Below are 21,095 nucleotides of genomic sequence, written 5' to 3'. Positions count from 1 at the left end.
AATTGTTGATTGTAAACAACATAGACATGGTAGGTTCGTCGATCGCAATGGTAGGTAAAGCCTCGGGCTCCAGAAAATCGGCAATAGTTTCTCCAATTTCAAAACCTTCGATGCCGATAAGGGCACAGATATCACCCGATTTAACCGAGTTCACTTTACTACGACCCAGACCTTCAAATACATTCACCTCCTTGATGCGTGATTTTACCATAGAACCGTCACGCTTGCAAAGCATCACATCCTGCCCCTCTCTCAATTCACCACGGTGTACGCGACCGATGGCAATACGACCCACATATTTGGAGAAGTCGAGCGAAGTGATAAGCATCTGCGGAGTACCTTCCAATGTTACAGGTTCGGGGATATATTCTATGATTGCATCAAGCAATGCGGAAATATCTTCTTTAGGTTCATTCCAGTCGGTAGACATCCAACCATTTTTAGCAGAGCCATAAATTGTCGGGAAGTCCAACTGTTCTTCGGTGGCGTCCAGACTAAACATCAGATCGAACACCATTTCCTGAACTTCAGACGGTCTGCAGTTTGGTTTATCTACTTTATTAACAACTACAATTGGTTTTAATCCGAGCTGGATGGCCTTCTGCAGTACAAAACGGGTTTGAGGCATTGGGCCTTCAAACGCATCTACTAACAATAAAACACCGTCGGCCATATTCAATACTCTTTCAACCTCGCCACCAAAGTCGGCGTGCCCCGGAGTATCAATAATGTTGATTTTATAATCATTGTAAGTAATGGATACGTTCTTGGAAAGAATCGTAATACCTCTTTCGCGCTCAAGGTCATTACTATCCAAAAACTGGTCGGGTTCTGCCTGTCCTTCACGGAAAAGCTTACCTGCTAATAACATTTTGTCAACGAGCGTTGTTTTACCGTGATCCACGTGCGCGATAATCGCGATGTTTCTAATCTTTTGCATTGAGACTAATTTATTGGCTGCAAATTTACGACAAATTCCTTTCATATGGAAAAAAGAAAAGTAAAAGTGTTGTCTATCAAAAAACTAATGGCTACCTTTGCGCACGCTTTGAAACAATAGTATTAATTTTTTAAAAGTAGAATTCATGTATTTAGATTCAGCTAAAAAGGCAGAACTTTTCGAAAAGTACGGAAAGTCTAGCGCAGACACAGGTTCTGCAGAAAGCCAGATCGCTCTTTTCACTTTCCGCATTTCTCATTTAACAGAACACTTGAAAAAGAATCACAAAGATTATAGTACTTCAAGAGCTCTTAAAATGTTGGTAGGTAAACGTCGTCGTTTACTGGATTACCTAATTGCTAAAGACATCGAAAGATATCGTGCAATCATCAAAGAACTTGGTATCAGAAAGTAAGAAACAACTTCTCAGGAAGTTAAAGGGCTCTCTTCATTGAAGGGGGCCCTTTTCTTTTGTTATAACAACTCCCTTTTAATCAAAAAACAGATTAAAAACCACACAAAATAGCCTAATCTTTGAATATTTAATGTATTTTTGCCGTGTTTTGTAACAAATTATAATCAGCCGAAAAATTAATAAAATACATACAACTTAATTATCATGGGAAATAACAAGATTATAGGAGCAAAAATACAACGCATCCGCGAATCCAAAAACCTCACCGTTCAGGAAGTTGCCGAACGCTCCGGATTAAGTGTAGATCAGGTAGAGCGTATAGAAGGAAGTCTTGATTTTCCTTCCCTGGCTCCGTTAATCAAGATTGCCCGCGTGCTGGGAGTTCGTCTGGGCACATTCCTCGACGATCAGACAGAGCTGGGTCCGGTTATTTGTCGGAAACAAGACAACAATACCGCTACAGAAAGTATAAGCTTCTCAAACAATGCCACCAAAGCACGCAAGCACATGGAATACCATTCCTTGTCGAAAGCAAAGTCGGGACGACACATGGAGCCGTTCCTGATCGATATTGCCTCGTCATCGGGCGTAGATTTTATCCTTTCCACACACGAAGGCGAAGAATTTATCTATGTTCTTGAAGGTATCGTAGAGATCAATTACGGCAAAAACACCTACATCCTTGAAGAGGGAGACAGCATTTATTACGATTCGATTGTAGCCCATCATGTACATGCCGGAGCCGGCAGTACAGCTAAAATACTGGCTGTAGTATATACGCCATACTAATTATCATCTCTTTATGGAATTACAAGACAAAACAATCGGACAATGGCTTGAGCATTGGGCCGAGACAACACCCGATAAAGAATACCTTGTTTATTCGGACCGCGACCTGCGTTTCACCTGGAAGGAGTTTAACGAACGGGTAGACAAAATGGCCAAAGGATTGCTGGCTATCGGTGTAACAAAAGGAACCCATGTAGGAATCTGGGCAACCAATGTTCCCGACTGGCTTACCTTTCTGTATGCCGGAGCTAAAATCGGAGCGGTATTGGTAACTGTAAATACCAATTACAAGCAGCACGAACTGGAATTTCTTGTTGAAAATTCGGATTTACACACCTTATGTATTACCGAAGGGGTATTTGACGGAAACTATGTAGACATGGTCTACGAAATGATTCCCGAACTTAGAAATTCTCAACGAGGTTATCTTAGCTGCAGCCGTTTTCCCAAAATGAAGAATGTGGTTTTTATCGGCCAGGAAAAATTCAGAGGGATGTACAATACACCCGAATTATTACTGTTGGGAGACAACATCAGCGACGAAGTGCTGGACGATGTAAAATCCACCATTACATGTCATGACGTAGCCAATATGCAATATACCTCTGGAACCACCGGATTCCCAAAAGGTGTAATGCTCACACATCACAATATAACAAACAACGGACTCTTTACAGGAGAAGGCATGGGTTTTACACAAAACGATAAGCTATGTTGCTGTGTACCCCTGTTCCACTGTTTTGGCGTAGTACTGGCAACCATGAATTGCCTTACGCACGGGTCCACCCAGGTGATGGTGGAAAAGTTTGACCCGCTGGTGGTTCTGGCTTCTGTTCACAAAGAACGGTGCACCGCTCTCTATGGCGTTCCCACCATGTTTATTGCCGAATTGAACCATCCCATGTTTTCCATGTTCGACCTCACCTCGCTACGAACAGGGATCATGGCAGGAGCCTTATGCCCCATTGAGCTGATGCGTGCAGTAACAGATAAGATGCATATTACACATATAACTAGTGTATATGGACTTACCGAAAGTTCACCGGGAATGACTCATACAACCCTGGATGATTCCTTCGAAGAAAGATGTACTACAGTTGGAAAAGAATACCCTCACACGGAAGTGAAGATTGTAAATCCGGAAACCGGAGAAGAATGTCCTCAGGGTGTTCAGGGGGAAATATGCTGCCGCGGATACCTTGTTATGAAAGGCTACTATAAAAATCCGGAAGCTACCGCCGAAGTTATCGATAAGGATGGCTGGTTACACAGCGGCGATCTGGGTATCAAAAATGAACAAGGAAACTATGTAATAACCGGCCGGATAAAAGATATGATCATTCGGGGAGGTGAAAATATTTACCCCCGCGAAATAGAAGAGTTCCTATACCACCTGGAAGGTGTAAAAGATGTACAGGTTGCCGCCATCGCCTCGCAGAAATATGGAGAAGAGGTAGGAGCCTTTATCATTCAAAAAGAGGGCGTGACTCTTACCGAAGAAATTGTCAAAGATTTCTGCCGGGGTAAAATAGCCCGCCATAAAATACCAAAATATGTATTCTTCATTGACGGCTTTCCATTGACGGGAAGTGGCAAGATCCAAAAATATAAACTCAAAGATATCGGGTTACAACTACTCAAAGAACAGGGAATAACCCCTCAATGAGCATATAGAAGAGAGCCTTCCCCTATGGAAAGCTCTCTTTTTCTTTTCCTTAACAACTAACTTCATGCTTTTTATTTACCTTTGCAAACTGAACAATCTATTTTATTCAATATGTCACAACTATTTCCAACCACGCTGCCTTATAAAGTAGCGGATATGAGTTTGGCCGAGTTTGGTCGCAAGGAGATTGAAATCGCCGAACACGAAATGCCGGGTTTAATGGCGCTTCGTGCCAAGTATGCCGATAAACAGCCGCTAAAAGGCGCCCGAATTACCGGCTCATTGCACATGACTATTCAGACGGCCGTTCTGATCGAGACATTGGTTGCTCTGGGAGCCGATGTTCGCTGGGCAAGCTGTAATATTTTCTCTACGCAGGATCATGCCGCCGCCGCCATTGCCGCCACAGGCGTACCTGTATTTGCGTGGAAAGGAGAATCCCTCGAAGAATACTGGTGGTGTACAGACATGGCACTCCGTTTCCCCGAAGGAAAAGGTCCGCATATGATTGTAGACGACGGAGGTGATGCTTCCCTGTTGGTACATATGGGATACCGTGCCGAAATAGACGCCGAAACCATCAACCGTAAAGGCGGCAATCATGAAGAGCAGGTTATTCTGGATACACTCAATACTATTCTGGCCGAAGATAACCAGCGCTGGCATCGTGCGGTTGAAGAGATGAAAGGGGTTTCAGAAGAGACAACCACCGGTGTACATCGTCTTTACCAGATGATGGAAAAAGGGGAATTGCTGGTTCCTGCCATCAATGTAAACGACTCGGTAACCAAATCCAAATTCGATAATCTGTACGGTTGCCGCGAATCGCTGGCCGATGGTATCAAACGTGCCACCGATGTAATGATTGCCGGTAAGGTAGTAGTTGTTCTGGGTTATGGTGATGTAGGTAAAGGATGTGCCCGTTCCATGCGTTCGTACGGTGCACGTGTGATCGTGACCGAAATAGACCCGATCTGTGCATTGCAGGCTGCCATGGAAGGATTTGAAGTAACCACCATGGAAGAGGCGGTTAAAGAGGGTAACATATTTGTTACCACTACCGGAAACTGCGATATCATCACCATCGAGCATATGGCTCAGATGAAAGATCAGGCTATTGTATGTAACATCGGCCATTTCGACAACGAGATTCAGGTAGACAAGCTGGTTAATTATCCAAATATCAAACATACAAACATCAAACCACAGGTAGACAAGTACACCTTTCCAACCGGGAACTCCATCTTCCTGTTGGCCGAAGGACGTTTGGTAAACCTGGGTTGTGCAACCGGACACCCCTCTTTTGTAATGAGCAATTCATTTACAAACCAGGTTCTGGCACAAATAGATCTGTGGCAGATGGCTTACGAAATAGGTGTTTATCGCCTGCCTAAACGACTCGACGAAGAGGTAGCCCGCCTGCATCTGGAACGTATCGGTGTGAAACTGTCTGTTTTAAGTGAAAAGCAGGCCGATTACATCGGTGTACCCGTAGACGGACCTTATAAACCGGAACACTACAGATATTAATATAATGAAGGGTGAACCGGCAACACGGTTCACCCTCTTTTCTTTCACTATGTATCCAATTATGAAGATTGCCATCCTCTCTCCATTTTATCCTTACCGGGGCGGAATCGCCCAGTTCAGCGCCATGCTTTATGACGAGCTTGGCAAAGAACACCAGGTTAAAGCATTTAACTTCAAGCGACTATATCCCGGCATATTATTCCCCGGAAAGACACAATATGTAGATAAAGACGATCAGGCAGAAGTGGTTGAAAGTGTTCGGACATTAGACAGCATCAATCCTTTCAGCTATTTTGCTACGGAAAAAGCGTTGAGAGAGTTTGCGCCGGATCTGATTATCATCTCCTATTGGATGAGCTTCTTTGTACCCGGTTATGCCCACATAGCCAACCGGATGAAAAAAAGCTGTAAAGTGGTGGCGTTGCTTCACAATGCCTATCCTCACGAAGCCCGGCCCATGGATAAGCCGTTGGCTAAGCTGTTTTTCAATCAGTGTCATGGATTTATCACCCTCAGCGAAAATGTAAAAAACGATTTACACGCTATCCGTCCCGCGGCCCCCTGTATGGTGAGTCCGCATCCCCTGTACAACCAATTCGGCGAACGAAAAGACCGGTCGGAAGCCTGCACCACGCTGGGGCTTGATCCGGATAAAAAAACATTACTCTTTTTCGGACTGATCCGCCATTATAAAGGACTTGATTTGCTGATCGAAGCCATGTCGCATCTGGATAACACCTATCAGCTTGTAATTGCCGGCGAATGCTACGGCAGCTTCGATAAATACCAGCATCAGATCGATGCTTCCGGTGCGAAAGAGCGAATCAGGGTATTCAACCGGTATATAAATGACAATGAGATCAGCGACTACTTCTCGGCAGCAGATGCTTTGATACTGCCCTATCGTTCGGCCACACAAAGCGGAGTCGTATCTATTGCGTACCATTTCGACACCCCGATGATAAGTACTCCGGTGGGCGATTTCCCGGCAAGCATTGATATCCCGAAAACCGGTATAGTAACCTCTGCCATAACAGCCCAAGCCATTGAAGAAGCTATCCTGACCCTTTTTAAAAACGACCAGCTGGCAACCTGCCTCAAGAATATAGAGACAGAGAAAAAGGCACTATCGTGGGAAACTTTTGCAGGAAAAGTTATAAACTACGTTCAAACATTATAATTTTCCGTAACAATGCCTCTTTCTTCTGCTTACTTAACGGGGATCCTGATTATTTGCTACAGCTATATCTCCCATTTCTGTAAGATACTGATTCCAAAGACCATCTACCTGGAATTGATTCCCTAAGGCGTACTTGATCGCTCCATCGAACGACCAGGGAATAACCTTTAATGTGCTTTGATTGAACTTTTTAAGAAAATCCGGATCCTTTGTCTTTGTCAGCCAAGCAAGAAAGAATCCAGTGGTCCGGTAACCATCCATATAGCTGCCACCTTTGGGTCTGTCTTTTTCTGTAAAGCAACCGTTAAGCAGACGGACAGCATCTGCCACACCTTCAATCATTGCAAAGAAAGTCTTATTTGTTCCATAAGAGCCTATTCCCTGAGGTTCTAACTGAAAACCATGCGTTAGCTCATGATATAAAACACCGCGGGTTTCATAATCTACTTTTTCTTTATTCAATTCTTTTCCAAAGGTTTTTTCCACCCATTTTGTACTGTAATCTATATAAATAGTTGGAGGATTACCCCCCTTTGCCGAAATCCCATCGTACTCTTTCAAGGTATAATGAATCGTTTTTATACCCGGAATGCTATCAGAAGGAGAAAAATAAAGCGTTTCTAATACCTTCCGTGCTTGCAAAGCAATATAATCTTCCGGATTCGACACCAATTCATGATAAATACGAGCCCCTTCTGTTTCGGGCGACAAGGATTTAAAAATAATGTTACCAACCGGATAATTGCTCCACGATACATTATCCTTCGAGGTTGAAGATTGCGAAACCACATCATTGGCTTGCAGTAAGCCCATACACAAAAGTCCTGACAAGAAATAAGATTTAAACACACTCATAATAGGTCTATATTTAATTTAAAGTACAAATCTACAGAATTAAACCGAAAAATATTAAATCAAGTATTAACTATCCATTAAAAGAAAGTCCACTACGTTGTAATTTCATTTAGGCAATAACGTACTATATTCCCTTAAGGGTTTTAATCTTTAGTATACGGACAACTATTCGTAACGCAGTAGCATACTATTCGTTTGACAATTGGATGACTTGCATTCAACATATGAGTAACTTGCGTTCAACAATTGGGTAACTTGCGTTTAACATATGTCAAACGAATAATGGCTCGTTATGAAAAAAATAGTTCATGGTAGTGATTGGATTAGTTCATCGTTGTGTTAAGACTAACCATTGGTTATGCATCCTCTCTGAACAGAAAGAATACGATGAAAATCTCCTTCGTACCCGGATGCTTGTGTATAAAACAGACTCATTAAAATGGACTATGTAAAGCCTGCGGTTTGATTTGACTGGAACCGAAGTGGAGCCGTACGGGATGACAGATGACAGATGATCTGCATCCGTCACAAGACATCTATCATCCTCACAACCCTCTTCAATAAAGGGATCCGAGCTGAAAAATGACAAATGACAGATGTTTTTCGCACAAATCGTTTTCGATGAATAAATTTCAGTAGAATAATGAGATAGGCCGACACGAATTATTTTATAAATTTATTCCGTTTTTTTGTAACAACCTGCAAGGCTGTGCCGTCTACTTTTTGAATGCCTCGCCAAAGGTGCACATGGAAGAGGGATGAAAACAGATTCAACAATTTAAATTTTAAAAAGATATGAAAAAAATCATGGCCATACTGGCACTCGTAATCATATGCCAGGCAGGATATAGTCAGAAAAATGTAAACGACCTGTTCAAGGAGTTTTCGAAAATGAACAATGTAACTACCATCAGCATGGGACAGATCACCATGAAATTTGCGAGTCTGTTTTCGGACACGATGGGGGTAGACGGGATAGAGGTGTATTCGTTGGAAGACTGCACCAATGATGTAAAGGAAAAACTAAGCAAGGCGGTGAGCCAGCTTAAAGACAATAAGTTTGAGACAATGGTCAACGCCAACGAAAACGGAGAACGCACCAAAGTGCTGGTCCGCATCGAAAATGAGATGATCCGCGAGATGGTGATCGTAACCACAGGCAGCGACGCAGCATTGGTACGTATAAAAGGTAAAATCAAACCATCAGACATCGAACGGATGGTTAACAAACACGGTAAAGGTGAGTCCTGATCAATTCAAACAGACGTTCCTTCCGTTGCATCCGAAGCTTTTCCGCGTTGCCTATGCCCTTACGGGTAATAAAGACGATGCCGAAGACATTCTTCAGGAGGCTTATTGCAAACTATGGAACAAACGGGAGGAACTTACAAACATTATCAATCCGGAGGCCTTTTCGGTCACCCTTATTAAAAACCTTTGCATGGATTTTCTCCGGTCTTCTAAATCGGGACGCTACGAAGATAGTCTGGATACCATTACAATTGCCAGCTACAACACGCCCGATACCGTACTCGAAAATGCAGACGAGGTTGAAAGGGTAGCACAGCTGATTGAGCAGCTGCCGGAAAACCAGAAGAGGGTTTTGAAACTAAGAGGTTTTGGCGACTGTTCCATGGAGGAGATAGAAGAGATTACCGGATTCAGTGCTGTCAATGTGCGCACACTGCTTTCGCGGGCACGTAAAATTATTAAAGAGCAATACATAAAACTAAACGTATATGAACGATAAACAGATAGACGAACTAATCGACAAGGCACTGCAAGAGGATGGAAGGCTGCCCGAAGGCCTGTCGGAAAGATTGGAACAGTATATCGACAACCTGGCTGCCGGAGAACAGACCAAGAAGATTTCTTTGGTAAGAAGGCGTTTCATATACTGGTGCGGAGGCGTTGCGGCGGCTCTGGTGATTGGCACCGCTCTCTTTTTCCAGACGGAATATGTTCAGCAGAAACCTACCACTGCCGATACATTCTCTGATCCGATGGAGGCTGCCATCGCTGCAAATAAAGCGCTCGCCTTTATGTCCACTCAGCTGAACAAAGGATTGGACGAGGTGTCTGACGCTCAGCAGGAAATTCACAAGGTAAATAAAATCGTAAACAAACAATTGAATAATAAAGAAGAGATACAATGAAAGCAAAATATATCATACTCGCACTTCTGTGCATCGTATTCAGTCAGGCTGGTCTGGCGCAGACAACCAGTAAACTGTTCGAAAAATACGCCGACATGGACAATGTTACTTCGGTCTATATCTCGAAGGCCATGTTTAAAATGATGCCCACCATGCAGACAGCAGGATTAAATCTGATGAACATGAAAGGGAAAGTGGAATCATTGCAGGTACTTACCACCGAACGCAAGGATCTGACAGTGAAGATGCGCAACGAGTTTTCTCAGTTGGTAACCAAACAACACGAAGAGCTAATGCGCGTTCGCGACGGTAAAACCAAGGCAACCTTCTATGCCGTAATGAAAGGAGATCTGGTAAAAGACATGCTGATGCTGGCAGATACCGAAGATGGGTTTACGGTGATACAGCTGCTTGGGAATTTTACCCTGCAGGATATCCAGGAAATTACCAAAGACATGGATAAATAAGATAAAATGGTACTGCAAATAAATGAAAGAGGGTGTGTCAAAACTAAGTAATGACACACCCTCTTCTGTTTTTTAAAAACTTGAGTAATCTATTTCTGCAGCTCTTTATCCTTCTTAAGGGTATTCCATACCGACCAGGCTATGGCTCCGGCCAGCAGCAACAGGATAATCAGCGAGCTTACCGATGCAACCTGGGTTGCCATAATGTAGTTGTCAGGTTCGAAGCGGAATACAATCTGATGTTCGCCGGCAGGTACGCGAAGGGCGCGTAATGTCCAGTCGGCACGGAAATGAGGCGTTTCCTTCCCATCCACAAAAGCTTTCCATCCGGGTTGATAATAAATCTCGGAGAAGATGGCAAGCTGTTCGGTTTTTGTATTTGACTGGTATGTAACCACATTCGGCTTGTAATCGGTAAGTGCAATCGTTGCCGTAGAATCCGGTTGAGGAGTGAAACCTTCCAGATCGGCAGCAAAACGTTTGTCGACAACCGCCACCATCAACGGATTGAACTGATTCATTGCAGCCATCTCGGCATCGGCATTGTCCACCATCTCCACCTTTTGGGCAAACCATGCGTTTCCATAGGCGAAAGGATTGCGTATAGGAGCCTGTTCCGGATTGTAAATGATATAGCGCATATTCAGCATATTCAACGTAGGACAAACCATCAGTCCTTTGATCACATCATCGGCAGTCTTTGCCTGTTGGAAAGTTTTCATGATCGACTGTATCTCACCCGTCAGACGATGGTCAATCAACTCCTGATACCTGCGCAACTTGGCAGCATGGTAACCTCCAATGGATTTATGATAAAATGAAGTTGTAGTTTCCTGGAATGGATTATTCAGGTTCAACACCCGGAAAGAGGGATCTGTATCCTTCAGTATTTCTTTATCGGCCACCGTTGCCTTATAGGTCTCGGCAGGTTGCTCACGTACAAAGTCGTCGCCATTAAGGTAGCGCTTGTCCACACTCCATAGGTCGGCCAACATAAGGATAGCTATTCCCACACCAACATATACAGCTGTTTTCTCTTTGTTCTTCGCTTTAAAATACCAGAACAAAAGAGATACGCCCAGCAGAATAAAAATCAACGAGCGTAAAGCATCTGCCTGTGCCAGAGATTTACGGTCCATCAGCAAGGCATTGTAATACCAGTCCGGCATCTGATACTGGGTATCCATGGGCGAGCGGAAATCGAGGAACAGGGACGGCATCAACCAAAGAATCAGACAAATACCGCCTGTAAGCCCTAAAGCCGTAAGGGTTCCCCGCTTCAGCAGGTTCACGTCCACCTTTCCGGAAAGGATCTCCTTCAATCCCCAGAAGGCAATGAGCGGGAATACAAGTCCCGGAATCACCAAAGCCATCTCCACCGTACGGAACTTGTTGTACATGGGCAGGTTATGAAACATAAAATCGTTGAAGCCGTCAAAGTTCTTTCCCAATGCCAGCAAGGTAAGAAAAACAGAACCTCCCAGCATCCACCATTTCAGCTTTCCGGGAACCACGAACAGTCCCAGTACGAACAAGAAACAGACGATAGCGCCGAAGTAAACCGGACCAGAGGTAAATATCTTATCGCCCCAATAGGTGTAACTCTGCACATCGTTACCTAACTGGGCTCCTTTACTCCGAAGCTCCTTGTATAGGTTTGAATTATTGTCCAATGTACCTCCCGAAGCTCCTCCGTAGGCATTGGGTACTAATAAGGTGAGCAGCTCTCCCTTGCCGTAACTCCAGGCAAAGGCATATTCTTTGTCCAGACCGTCGGACACTTTGGCGGCACTTCCTGTAGTTGCCTGCGTAAGTTCCGTAGGACCGCGCATGGAGGTTTTACTCATCTCCCAGTTGGCATACAGATTCCCTAAGTTAGGTAACACAGCCAGGATAACACACACAAGCATAACACCCGAAATCTTCACCAGCGGAACCATTGCCTTTTGGCGGATCTGATCCCAGGCGAAGCCGATGTAGATAAACAGACAAAGCAGCGCCAGGTAATAGGTGATCTGTAAGTGACCGTTCAATACCGAAAGGGCTACACCCAAGGTAAACAGCACCGCTCCCCAAAGAAATTTACTCCGGAACAACAATAGCATACCGGCTATCGTGAGTGGCATATAGGCAATTACGTAAGCTTTGGTGATATGACCGGCTTCGATGATAATCAGATTATAAGAAGCAAAGGCAAAAGCGATGGCTCCGGCGATGGCGAGCCACAGCGGAATCCCCATTACACACATCAGGATGTAGAAGCAGATCAGTCCGGTGAGCACCATGCTGGCCCCGTTAAAGTCGACCGACTTAATCGCTTTTTCCAGATAGAAAAGGTATTCGGGTGCTGTTCCCTTCACCGCAATGTTATACGAGGGCATACCGGAGAACATGGATCCGGTCCACGCGATTATGTTACCGTCTTTGGCCTCGGCCGCATGCTTGTTGAGCTCTTCAGACATGCCTGAGAACTTGAGCATATCGCCCTGATGTATCACCTTTCCATCCAATACCGATGGAGAGAAGTAGGCTATTGTAACTACCGTAAATAAAAGGAGGGCTGCCAAATGCCCGCCCCATTTCTTTGCTAAGCTCTGCATATTTTCTGTTTTAATTATAAATTCGTTTATACCCGCCCCTTCACCCATTTGGCAAAGTAAAAGCGTACTGCAAACCATCCGTGAAGCAGGATGACAGGTAGCTTCCCGTAGTAGCGGCACATAATTTCATAACGCTCCTTCAGCGATGCCTTGCGGTTTACGGTGCTCATGCCCGCTTCCAGGAAGTTGGATAATATCATATGTGTATGATGAATCGTATTCGAACGCTTCAGGCATCGTAAACACCAGTCGTAATCGGCTACCAGACGGTAATTCAAGTCGTAATCGGGCGCCAGCTCACGTTTTACGAGAAACGACTGGTGGCAGACCAGCATACCCATACGAAAACTTTTCCATGTTAGCTTCTTTGGGGCTTTCAGGCGCCGTGCTCCCAGGCTGCGGCCCTCCGCATCCACCAGGTTGGTTTCTCCATACAGCACATCCGGATAGATACCCCGTTTATCCAATCGTTTCACCATACGGTAAATCGTATCTGCCGTAGGCAATGTATCTCCGGCATTGAGAAACCAAACGTAATCGCCCGTTGCTTTGTGCAAGCCTTTATTCATGGCATCGTACAACCCTTTGTCGGGTTCGCTTAGCAGGCATGTAATTCCGGATGCATAGCGGTTGGCTATCTCGAGGGTGCCATCTGTCGATGCCCCGTCTATCAGAATGTACTCTATATGGGGATACGACTGACTCAGAACACTCAGGATGGTCCGTTCCAGCCATTGTTCTGCATTATAAGTAACCGTTATGATGGAAAAAAGGGGTTGTATCATCTTTCTTTCATTGTTTGAATCCGCTTGGATGCGTCTTCATATAATTGATAATATCGTCGGGCAATTTGCTGCTGATTGTAGTGGACTTTCACTCTCTCCACACAGGCATCCCGTATTGCCTCATCTCCGGATGCGGCTATCGTCCAATATATTCCCCTGGCCAGATCCTCGGCATCCAGGTAATCGGCCACATAGCCGTTCTCCTTATGATCGATCATTTCGGGGATACCTCCGTTGCGGAAACCAACACACGGGGTTCCGCAAGCCATGGACTCCATGATGGAGTTGGGCAGGTTGTCCTCCAACGACGGAATCACAAACAGGGTTGCAGCCGAATAGGCCTTGACCAGCTCTGATTCTGAACTCAGATAACCGAATGAGCGTGTGGGATAGGGAAAATAGCCGAGAATATCCTCCTGTGCCTTGCCCATCAGCAAAAGCTCGATGCGGTAGTCCAATTCAGGATGTTTCTCTTTCAGTATCCGGCAGGCCTCCTTCAGGTAAGCAGCGCCCTTACGTTCGTCCGTAAGCTTGGCGGCACCGAACAACAGATAGATTTTATCTGCATCCAGATTGAAATGGGTTCTGGCTTCAATCCGGTCAACCGGATAATACCGGGTTGTATCAATGGGATTAGGAACCCATGTAATCTGGGCTCCCGATACTAATTCGCTGTGACGGGCAGTTTCTGTAATCCATTTGCTGCAACCTACGTAGACTATCCTATCTTGCGGTATCTTCTTTTTCTGCTCCCAGGTCAGCGCCGACAGATCGGCAAAGGGATGCGCAGGCTGCTGGGGACAGTTGAAACATTTTTCCGTAAATTTAAGGCAATTGCCCGAATAATGACAAATTCCGGTAAAGGCCCACATATCGTGCATTGTCCACAATACGGTTTTCCCGGATCGGATCAGTCCGCGTATATCCGCTATGGAAAGCAAGCCCTGATTTATCCAGTGCAGGTGAATCACATCGGCCTCCTGTACCAACGGATGACGGGACAAATCATTCCCGGTATTTGCAATCGAAGTGCGGAAAAGATTCTCTTTACTAAACTTGTTACACAGAAATATAAGGAGTCTCTCTGCTACAAACCGGAGGAAATTAAGCTTGGTACTAATCCAAGATGTATTGACAGAGTACACATGGGAATCGTCTGTCTGCTTGTCGCGGACCAGCATCTTCGCCTCAACTCCAATGGAATGCAGGGCATACATCAGTCGTTTGGCTGCCACTGCGGCGCCTCCTGTGTTTTCGGAAGTACAAAGAATCAGAACTTTCATATCCTGCAAATCGTTAGCCCTCTTTTATTATTTTGTAAGTTTATTCAAATAATACCTTGCCAGCCGCTTGTAAGAGAAGAAACTCCCTTTTACGGCCGCTTCATTAATGTCTTTGTTGTCCATCACATACACCGGATGGGTGAGTGGTAAAGCGATGGGTTGCGAAGATACAAATTGTTTTTCTTTTTTTCGGGTAGCGTGTGTGGCTCCAACAGAATTGAGTCCGATATTGGTAACCAGGTTGACCGACGGGTAGATGGAGAGCTGGTTTTGTGTTCGCAGCATAAAGTAATACTGCACATCCCATGCGCTTATACCATAACGGTCTGCCAATGTGTCTTCAATAAAGGAGGTGAAATAGATCTCCTCCCGTTTGGTACGGAAAAGGGATTTACGCTTGTCCGGGTTGTTCTTTGTGGCCTCCCAAAAAGGAAAATCGAGAGAGAAGTTTTTCCATACCCTGCGCCACGTTGCCCATCCCCAGATATGAGTAACGGAACAGAAATCGTAACTCAGTTCCGGCGATATGGCCTGAGGCAGGAAACAATTCCCGCTGATATGGCCTATCCGCGGATCGTCTTTATATCGCAACAGCAGCTCTTCGCAATAGGGGAAAAAGGATGGGTGAGGCAGACAATCGTCTTCCAGAATCACGCCATATTCCTCCTGTTCGAAAAACCAGCTGATCGCTTCCGAGACAGCCCTTTTGCATCCCAGGTTTTGTTCGCGGTACAGCGTCTTCACCTCACATGGCCAGTCCACCTTCTCCGTAATGGCTCTTGCCTGCGCCGCCCTTTCCGCCTCATCGGGGCGCCCTGCTCTGGGAGCATCGGCCGCTACATACAACCGGGCAGGCTTGATTGCCCGTATCTGTTCAAAAACCTGTTCGGTGGTATCCGGTCTGCAAAATATTAAAAACAAAATGGGAATATTGTACATCGTCTCCTTTATTTAGCCGTTTTCGGGAAAAGATTTCCCAATTTATCTATCTCCTTTTTCAGCGTAAAGGCATCATTATCCATGGTGCGTGAGCTAAGACGCTCCTCCAGGTCTGTCTTTCCGTCTATCACCTCCTGCAGTTTGGATGCTAATCCCTCTACATCGTTATGATTCACCAATTCGCCGTAGCCAAAGTTAATTAAATAACTTGCGATTCCGACCGATGTAGATAAAATATAATTGTCGAAATAAAAAGCCTCGCTCAAAACAATGCCAAAAGATTCTTTTGGGGAGGTATGCACAAATACTTTGGCTCTGTTATACCATTCCCACAACTCTTTTTTATCGTAAACAGCTCCCGGAAACAAAACCTTCTCCGTGAGGTGCGGATTCCGTTTATAAAATTCGTCGATCGTCTGCCTGAAATCGTGTGTACGGTTTTCCACCGGTCCCACAAAGACAACCTTCCAGTCCTTCAGGTCTGTCTTCTCCAAGGCATACAGCAGCTGTTCGTTGTTTTTATCGGGGGCACCGATACGTCCCACGGCCAGCATAATATTCTCCTTTTCTGGCAGTGAACGTCTTTTAATCTGCAGCTCCCGGCAATATTCTTCATCAAATCCGTTCAGCATCAACACCACTTTATCATTCATCCTTGCAGGAAGTTCAGTACGCAGATAATCAAACAACGACGGAGTCTCAACCGAAATCAGGTCGGCCAACCCGCAGGTGAAATGCATCGCCTTACGGATAAGGAAATTCTTAGCCTTCATCAGAAGCGAATTCTCTTTGCGAAACAGGGAGGTGAACAATCCGTAACCGTCTCCTTTGATATAAAATACCCCATTCGGATTCAGCATCTTGTAGATTAATCCGATCAGTCCGGTCTGAACCGAAAAATGAAACCGCATCAGCACATCCGTTTCCCGGGCATGCCTCAAAATATAGTAGAGAAAATACCACTCACCCTTAAAGGAAAAGGAAGAGTAATTGCTTTTGAACGGTAAAGGAATCAGTTCTACACCTCTGTACTCCGCCGGCAGATGGTTGTTATTTTCGGATAAGGGATACACAATCCGGACTTCCAGATTATGCTTTTTCCCCAGATAATAAGGCGTGAGAAATACGTCTTTCCCCAAATTAATCTCCTGAAAATCGACAATCGGAAATAACAGCGTTCGTTTACGTTCCATACAGGCGTTACTTGGATGCACAAGCCGGTAAAGGCTTTCCGCAGACGGTGAATAGATAGTTGAGCCAATATACTTTTCGTCGTTGGTTCTTCTTAAGTGAGTAGACCGAATAGGCTAAAGCCGACTTCCCGAAGTGAATGGCCCATAGAACCGGATAAAGAAGCTTCAGATGCAGCTTCGAATAGGCAAGCTGACTGCTTATGAAAAAGAATTTGGATGGTTTGTCGAATACCGTGTTCAGGTGGGTTGCCCCTCCTTCAAAGTGAATTATTCTGGCTTCAGGAACCGAATGAACCGCAAAACCGGCCTTCTTGATCCGGCTGCACAGATCAGGTTCCTCATAGTACATGAAAAAGATTTCATTAAACCTCCCTACTTTCTCAAACACCGTTCTCTTTATCATCATATCGGCCCCACAGATGGTCCCTACCGGTTTACTGTGTCCGGTATTGAAATATTCTCCTTTATCGGAATAAGGTATATTGAGTGCAATACAGATTTCCCTTAGCACCGAATGGGTGAACAGACTATAGGATCCGTTGGGGTGCTCGTCGGGCGTATACAGGTTTCCTCCACAAAGAGCAACCGAAGGTGTTGTATCGAGGTAGGTGGCCAAAATAGAAACCGCATCATTCAACAGCACCGTATCCGGATTCAGGAAAAATATATACTTCCCCTTTGCTTCATCAAAGGCCCGGTTATTGGCTGCCCCAAATCCCAGGTTACGGTCCGACTCAATTACGGTGACCGATGGATAGGAATCTTTTACCATCCGTACTGAATCGTCGGATGAGGCATTGTCTATTACAATCACCTCGAATAAGACCCCTTTCGTACAGGCAAAAAGACTTCGCAGGCAATTGTCAAGGTAATCACGTGTATTGTAGTTCACAATGATTACCGAAACCGTGTAAAGTAAGGATGAGCAGGTGTTGTTCATTGTTTTTTGTTAAGAGCTGCTTTCAGTGCTTCCAGATACCCTCTTCCGTGCTTCAGGTCGGGTTCCATATAATTACCTTCCGCCCATTCGTTCCACGATTTGAGTATGACCACCTTGTGTTCATCGGCCTTATGATCTACGCTATCCAATACCTTCTCCACATGCTTACGAAACAATCCGGGAGAAGAATTTTTTAGAATGACACCGAATTTGCCGGTACGGGGAGAATGGTCCCAGTTGGGAACAACCGTGGGGTATACATTCTCCTGCACATCTTCCTTGCCGGAGAAGAACTTCATGGCATCCTTGTACTCGCACCAAAATCCGTGTTTAAAAAACTCACGCTTTATTTTATTGACCGCCATTTTAAACACGGAAAGTCCGTGTCGCTGGTAATCGAACAGACGAACAACGTTAACCGCATCAAATCCACGGGAGAGCAATAGGTCTATATTCTCCGCTTTATAAGTATGCGCTACGAAATGAATCCCTTTAAGTCCGTTCCGGATTGCCAGCTGCTGCCAGCAATCAATAAATTCTTTGGGATCGGGAATCTCCAACGGAGAGAAGACAAGGAAAAAAGGCTTTCCATCCACTGTTATGTAGCGCTTGTCTTTGAATGCAGGCAACACATCGTAAAAATGATGTTCGTAATCGGACAAGCCATTATAGGTCTGTTCAATTAAAGGCTCTTTACTCTTTACACCGCAATAGATTCCATGCCAGCTATGGTTGGCCCAAGCCAGACAAAAAGGGAAATCGGGGTTGCCGGACTCCAGCACCTCCGTAAAAGGTCTGTCCAACAAACGGCGGCCGTTACCGAACCAATAATGCCAGTAACAGAATCCCTCTACACCATATTCACGGGCCATATCGGCCTGAGCAACACGGGTTTCGGGCACTCTCAGGTCGTAATAGCCCAGATCTGCCGGTACCTGAGGTTGGTAATGTCCTCTGAACAGGGGCTTAGCTTTACCCACATTGGTCCATTCCGTAAATCCTTTTCCCCACCACGCATCATTTTCGGGTGTTGGATGGAACTGTGGCAGATAAAAGGCCAGTACCCTTGCTTTATTTTGTTTCATCGTTTTTCTTTTGTACTGCAAATTTACGCTTCATACCGCTAAAATAACCAAGAATCTCCTCCAGAATTACCACGCGAAGCAATTTCATCACTCCCACATACAACAATGCGGAAAGCAGAATCTTGAGAATCAGCAACAAATATATATTATCCACTGGTTTTAACAATAAGGAAACCACCAGGAAAACCGCAACAGTAATAAATCCGAAGGGAAGCACATCTCTTATAAAATCGGTCAGTCCGAAACGGAGCAATCTCCAGGCTACTACAAAGTAGGCCCCCAGTGTAAGTAAATTGATCGCCGTAGTAAATAACAACAGCTTAACCACTCCCAGATGCACCGTCGCCACTATGGTTGCCAGGAGTAAACATCCGTTCACAAGGCTGAATATCAGGTTTACACCCGGATGACCACGGGATATCATAACATTTACATACAGGCTGTACATCGGGACAAATGCTCCCCAGATACAAAGAATCTGAAGAATTACCACCGCACCCAGCCATTTGGCCGTAACCATCACCAAAATAAACTCTTTGGCGATGAAGGCAAGTCCCAGAATCATAGGAAATGAGATAAAAGCTGTAAACCTCATCATTTTGCGAAATACAGCCCGCTGCCGTTCGGTTTCATTGCTTATCTCGGACAATACAGGTAAAGCCAATGTGTTGATAATCCCATACACAATGGAATAGGGAATGGTATACCATTTATTTGCCTGGGTATAGTAACCAACCTGTTCCGCATCGTAATACTTACCAAGGAACAAAGAATAGGCCCCTCCGGCCAGCTGGGTGATTACACCCGAGAAAAGAAGCTTTACGCTAAACGGGAACATCCGCTTTAGAGCAGGCAGATGGAACGAAGCTTCCGGTCGCCAGTCGCTCATCATCCAGAGCAGCAGGGTACGGAAAAATGAAAGTGACACCGCCTGTATGGCGATGGCCCAATGCGCAAAATCGAGCAACGCAAATGTAAGTCCCAGGACACACGACAACAGAATGGATCCCAGATTTACCATGGCCAGCTGCTTCTGCGCAATCTGCTTGGTAAGAATGGCGTTTTGAATGATACCCAATGCGTTGAAGACAAATGACAGGAACACCACACGGGAATAATCCACCAGAACCGGTTGATCGAAGAAACCAGCTATTGCCGGAGCCGACACAAAAAGAATGAGGTAGATGACCAGACTGATAAAAACGTTGAACCAGAAGACCGACGCATAGTCCTCTTTGGTGGGTGCCTGCATTTTAATTAGTGTGGACGAGAAACCACTTTCCTGCAGTGTGTTGGCAACCAGGGTGAAGACCGAGATCATCCCGATTAAACCATAATCGTCGGGCATCAGGATTCGGGCCATCACAATCCCGAATACCAGCTGGACAAGCTGTTGTGAAAAGGTATTAAGTCCCCCCCAGAAAATGCCTGTGGCGGTACGTTCTTTCAATGATTTCATTCAGAAACTTTTTTCCTAAAAATTTTGGTCAGACTCCCCCCTGTTCCAAGCTTTACGCCCAGGTACTCGTTCATGTCGTCCATCAATGCCCGGATTGCACTACCCCAGCCTAAACGGATACCCTCTGACTTTTGGTGTACGACCGGCCCTCCATCGGACAATTGCCATTTATTGATAAACTGATAAACATGGGCATCGGGGCGACGCACCATGAAGGCTGCTAAAAAACGGAATGCATAATACTGTTTAAGTTCCGTAGCATCGGGACGCATCAGGTTAGATTCCTCAGCCACACTAAGCAATCCGCAGCTATTGAACAATTCAAACATACTTTTCCGGGTAAAGAAATGTACATGGGTATCATCAAGCAGACCAAAGGACTGGTATGGAAATTCGCCTTTAAGCAGGCCCATCACTACTGCATTATGAGAAATATTGGGAACAGATGACAGAATAAATCCTCCGGGCTTCAGAAGGGAGACTGCTTTTTCGAGGGTCTTCCGTGGATTACGCAGATGTTCTAACACATCTCCCATCACCACATAGTCGAAAGGACCTTCTATTGTTTCAAACCAGGGATCAGTATCCAGATTACCTACCACCATCTGTTCGGCATAAAGAGCTGCATGGCGGGCCATTTCGGCGCTTATTTCGACTTCGGTAACCCGGCAGTCCAACTCTTCTTTCATATAGCGAGTCATATATCCCATGGCAGCGCCCAGCTCCAATACCCTGGATCCGGATGTAACCCATTGCAATAAAGGCGAGGGGGTATATGCCTCTTCTGTTAATCCGTATATTTTTCCCATCTGG

The 21,095-nt window shown here is 45.2% G+C and carries 20 protein-coding genes; 9 read left to right on the top strand and 11 right to left on the bottom strand.

The annotated features are described in order from the left end of the window. On the bottom strand, positions 1 to 940 hold a 940-nt coding region (locus F5613_RS12740; protein ID WP_179400011.1), incomplete at its 3' end, for a GTP-binding protein. Between the two features lie 145 nt (positions 941 to 1,085). Between F5613_RS12740 and rpsO the strand changes: the two genes are divergently transcribed. The 5 genes from rpsO (at position 1,086) to F5613_RS12715 (ending at position 6,520) form a co-directional block, all read left to right on the top strand. Next, positions 1,086 to 1,355: a 30S ribosomal protein S15 gene (gene rpsO / locus F5613_RS12735; protein ID WP_068187106.1), complete on the top strand. Its 270-nt coding sequence runs from the start codon at positions 1,086 to 1,088 to the stop codon at positions 1,353 to 1,355. Between the two features lie 204 nt (positions 1,356 to 1,559). Continuing rightward, positions 1,560 to 2,144 carry a helix-turn-helix domain-containing protein gene (locus F5613_RS12730; protein ID WP_179400010.1) on the top strand — a complete coding sequence of 195 codons (585 nt, stop codon included), beginning with the start codon at positions 1,560 to 1,562 and terminating at the stop codon, positions 2,142 to 2,144. Between the two features lie 13 nt (positions 2,145 to 2,157). After that, a complete protein-coding gene (locus tag F5613_RS12725) occupies positions 2,158 to 3,810 on the top strand; it encodes an AMP-binding protein (RefSeq protein WP_179400009.1) in 1,653 nt (550 codons plus the stop codon). Positions 3,811 to 3,921: 111 nt separating this feature from the next. Next, positions 3,922 to 5,340, top strand: a complete 1,419-nt coding sequence (ahcY, locus tag F5613_RS12720; protein ID WP_179400008.1) for an adenosylhomocysteinase — start codon at positions 3,922 to 3,924, stop codon at positions 5,338 to 5,340. Between the two features lie 4 nt (positions 5,341 to 5,344). Further along, entirely contained in the window at positions 5,345 to 6,520 is a 1,176-nt protein-coding gene (locus F5613_RS12715; protein WP_246303406.1) for a glycosyltransferase, read from the top strand. A 33-nt stretch (positions 6,521 to 6,553) separates the two neighbouring features. Here the strand turns inward: F5613_RS12715 and F5613_RS12710 are convergent, their stop codons facing one another. Further along, positions 6,554 to 7,375 carry a basic secretory protein-like protein gene (locus tag F5613_RS12710; protein ID WP_218858927.1) on the bottom strand — a complete coding sequence of 274 codons (822 nt, stop codon included), beginning with the start codon at positions 7,373 to 7,375 and terminating at the stop codon, positions 6,554 to 6,556. A gap of 795 nt (positions 7,376 to 8,170) precedes the next feature. On the opposite strand from F5613_RS12710, the gene F5613_RS12705 reads away from it, so the two are divergent. From F5613_RS12705 to F5613_RS12690, 4 genes are read left to right on the top strand one after another with little or no spacing between them, the layout of a single operon-like run. Beyond that, complete coding sequence (locus tag F5613_RS12705; protein WP_079682168.1) at positions 8,171 to 8,626, top strand: DUF4252 domain-containing protein; 456 nt, start codon at positions 8,171 to 8,173, stop codon at positions 8,624 to 8,626. After that, the gene (locus F5613_RS12700; RefSeq protein ID WP_068185276.1) at positions 8,616 to 9,125 is read left to right on the top strand and encodes an RNA polymerase sigma factor; all 510 of its coding nucleotides are present in this window, start codon (positions 8,616 to 8,618) and stop codon (positions 9,123 to 9,125) included. The genes F5613_RS12705 and F5613_RS12700 overlap by 11 nt, the downstream gene beginning before the upstream one ends. After that, on the top strand, positions 9,115 to 9,531 hold the full coding sequence (locus F5613_RS12695) for a hypothetical protein (RefSeq protein ID WP_179400007.1): 417 nt from the start codon (positions 9,115 to 9,117) through the stop codon (positions 9,529 to 9,531). The genes F5613_RS12700 and F5613_RS12695 overlap by 11 nt, the downstream gene beginning before the upstream one ends. Continuing rightward, entirely contained in the window at positions 9,528 to 9,998 is a 471-nt protein-coding gene (locus F5613_RS12690) for a DUF4252 domain-containing protein (RefSeq protein ID WP_179400006.1), read from the top strand. Before F5613_RS12695 ends, F5613_RS12690 begins: the two co-directional genes overlap by 4 nt. 89 nt (positions 9,999 to 10,087) lie before the next feature. Here F5613_RS12690 and F5613_RS12685 read toward each other — a convergent pair whose 3' ends face one another. From F5613_RS12685 to F5613_RS12645, 9 genes are read right to left on the bottom strand one after another with little or no spacing between them, the layout of a single operon-like run. Next, entirely contained in the window at positions 10,088 to 12,598 is a 2,511-nt protein-coding gene (locus F5613_RS12685; protein ID WP_179400005.1) for a YfhO family protein, read from the bottom strand. 26 nt (positions 12,599 to 12,624) lie between these two features. Continuing rightward, positions 12,625 to 13,383: a glycosyltransferase family 2 protein gene (locus F5613_RS12680; RefSeq protein ID WP_179400004.1), complete on the bottom strand. Its 759-nt coding sequence runs from the start codon at positions 13,381 to 13,383 to the stop codon at positions 12,625 to 12,627. Next, positions 13,380 to 14,666, bottom strand: coding sequence for a glycosyltransferase (locus F5613_RS12675; protein WP_179400003.1), 1,287 nt, complete (start codon positions 14,664 to 14,666; stop codon positions 13,380 to 13,382). Before F5613_RS12675 ends, F5613_RS12680 begins: the two co-directional genes overlap by 4 nt. Before the next feature lie 27 nt (positions 14,667 to 14,693). Continuing rightward, positions 14,694 to 15,605 (bottom strand): hypothetical protein, encoded by a 912-nt coding sequence (locus F5613_RS12670; RefSeq protein WP_179400002.1) that lies wholly within the window; start codon positions 15,603 to 15,605, stop codon positions 14,694 to 14,696. An 8-nt stretch (positions 15,606 to 15,613) separates the two neighbouring features. Beyond that, positions 15,614 to 16,798, bottom strand: a complete 1,185-nt coding sequence (locus F5613_RS12665; RefSeq protein WP_179400001.1) for a glycosyltransferase family 4 protein — start codon at positions 16,796 to 16,798, stop codon at positions 15,614 to 15,616. A 7-nt stretch (positions 16,799 to 16,805) separates the two neighbouring features. Then, positions 16,806 to 17,738: a glycosyltransferase family 2 protein gene (locus F5613_RS12660; RefSeq protein WP_179400000.1), complete on the bottom strand. Its 933-nt coding sequence runs from the start codon at positions 17,736 to 17,738 to the stop codon at positions 16,806 to 16,808. Then, a complete protein-coding gene (locus F5613_RS12655; RefSeq protein WP_179399999.1) occupies positions 17,735 to 18,823 on the bottom strand; it encodes a glycosyltransferase WbsX family protein in 1,089 nt (362 codons plus the stop codon). Before F5613_RS12655 ends, F5613_RS12660 begins: the two co-directional genes overlap by 4 nt. After that, positions 18,810 to 20,282, bottom strand: coding sequence for a lipopolysaccharide biosynthesis protein (locus F5613_RS12650; RefSeq protein WP_068185230.1), 1,473 nt, complete (start codon positions 20,280 to 20,282; stop codon positions 18,810 to 18,812). The genes F5613_RS12655 and F5613_RS12650 overlap by 14 nt, the downstream gene beginning before the upstream one ends. Continuing rightward, positions 20,279 to 21,091, bottom strand: coding sequence for a class I SAM-dependent methyltransferase (locus F5613_RS12645; protein WP_179399998.1), 813 nt, complete (start codon positions 21,089 to 21,091; stop codon positions 20,279 to 20,281). The genes F5613_RS12650 and F5613_RS12645 overlap by 4 nt, the downstream gene beginning before the upstream one ends. Positions 21,092 to 21,095 lie beyond the last annotated feature (4 nt).

This window comes from Macellibacteroides fermentans (assembly GCF_013409575.1).
Lineage (GTDB): Bacteria > Bacteroidota > Bacteroidia > Bacteroidales > Tannerellaceae > Macellibacteroides > Macellibacteroides fermentans.
This window is presented reverse-complemented; position numbering and strand designations above follow the sequence as displayed.

Coding starts and splice junctions, on each gene's coding strand:
- rpsO (WP_068187106.1), top strand. CDS start 1,086: ATGTATTTAGATTCAGCTAAAAAGGCAGAACTTTTCGAAAAGTACGGA.
- F5613_RS12730 (WP_179400010.1), top strand. CDS start 1,560: ATGGGAAATAACAAGATTATAGGAGCAAAAATACAACGCATCCGCGAA.
- F5613_RS12725 (WP_179400009.1), top strand. CDS start 2,158: ATGGAATTACAAGACAAAACAATCGGACAATGGCTTGAGCATTGGGCC.
- ahcY (WP_179400008.1), top strand. CDS start 3,922: ATGTCACAACTATTTCCAACCACGCTGCCTTATAAAGTAGCGGATATG.
- F5613_RS12715 (WP_246303406.1), top strand. CDS start 5,345: ATGAAGGGTGAACCGGCAACACGGTTCACCCTCTTTTCTTTCACTATG.
- F5613_RS12710 (WP_218858927.1), bottom strand. CDS start 7,375: ATGAGTGTGTTTAAATCTTATTTCTTGTCAGGACTTTTGTGTATGGGC.
- F5613_RS12705 (WP_079682168.1), top strand. CDS start 8,171: ATGAAAAAAATCATGGCCATACTGGCACTCGTAATCATATGCCAGGCA.
- F5613_RS12695 (WP_179400007.1), top strand. CDS start 9,115: ATGAACGATAAACAGATAGACGAACTAATCGACAAGGCACTGCAAGAG.
- F5613_RS12690 (WP_179400006.1), top strand. CDS start 9,528: ATGAAAGCAAAATATATCATACTCGCACTTCTGTGCATCGTATTCAGT.
- F5613_RS12685 (WP_179400005.1), bottom strand. CDS start 12,598: ATGCAGAGCTTAGCAAAGAAATGGGGCGGGCATTTGGCAGCCCTCCTT.
- F5613_RS12680 (WP_179400004.1), bottom strand. CDS start 13,383: ATGATACAACCCCTTTTTTCCATCATAACGGTTACTTATAATGCAGAA.
- F5613_RS12675 (WP_179400003.1), bottom strand. CDS start 14,666: ATGAAAGTTCTGATTCTTTGTACTTCCGAAAACACAGGAGGCGCCGCA.
- F5613_RS12670 (WP_179400002.1), bottom strand. CDS start 15,605: ATGTACAATATTCCCATTTTGTTTTTAATATTTTGCAGACCGGATACC.
- F5613_RS12665 (WP_179400001.1), bottom strand. CDS start 16,798: ATGGAACGTAAACGAACGCTGTTATTTCCGATTGTCGATTTTCAGGAG.
- F5613_RS12660 (WP_179400000.1), bottom strand. CDS start 17,738: ATGAACAACACCTGCTCATCCTTACTTTACACGGTTTCGGTAATCATT.
- F5613_RS12655 (WP_179399999.1), bottom strand. CDS start 18,823: ATGAAACAAAATAAAGCAAGGGTACTGGCCTTTTATCTGCCACAGTTC.
- F5613_RS12650 (WP_068185230.1), bottom strand. CDS start 20,282: ATGAAATCATTGAAAGAACGTACCGCCACAGGCATTTTCTGGGGGGGA.
- F5613_RS12645 (WP_179399998.1), bottom strand. CDS start 21,091: ATGGGAAAAATATACGGATTAACAGAAGAGGCATATACCCCCTCGCCT.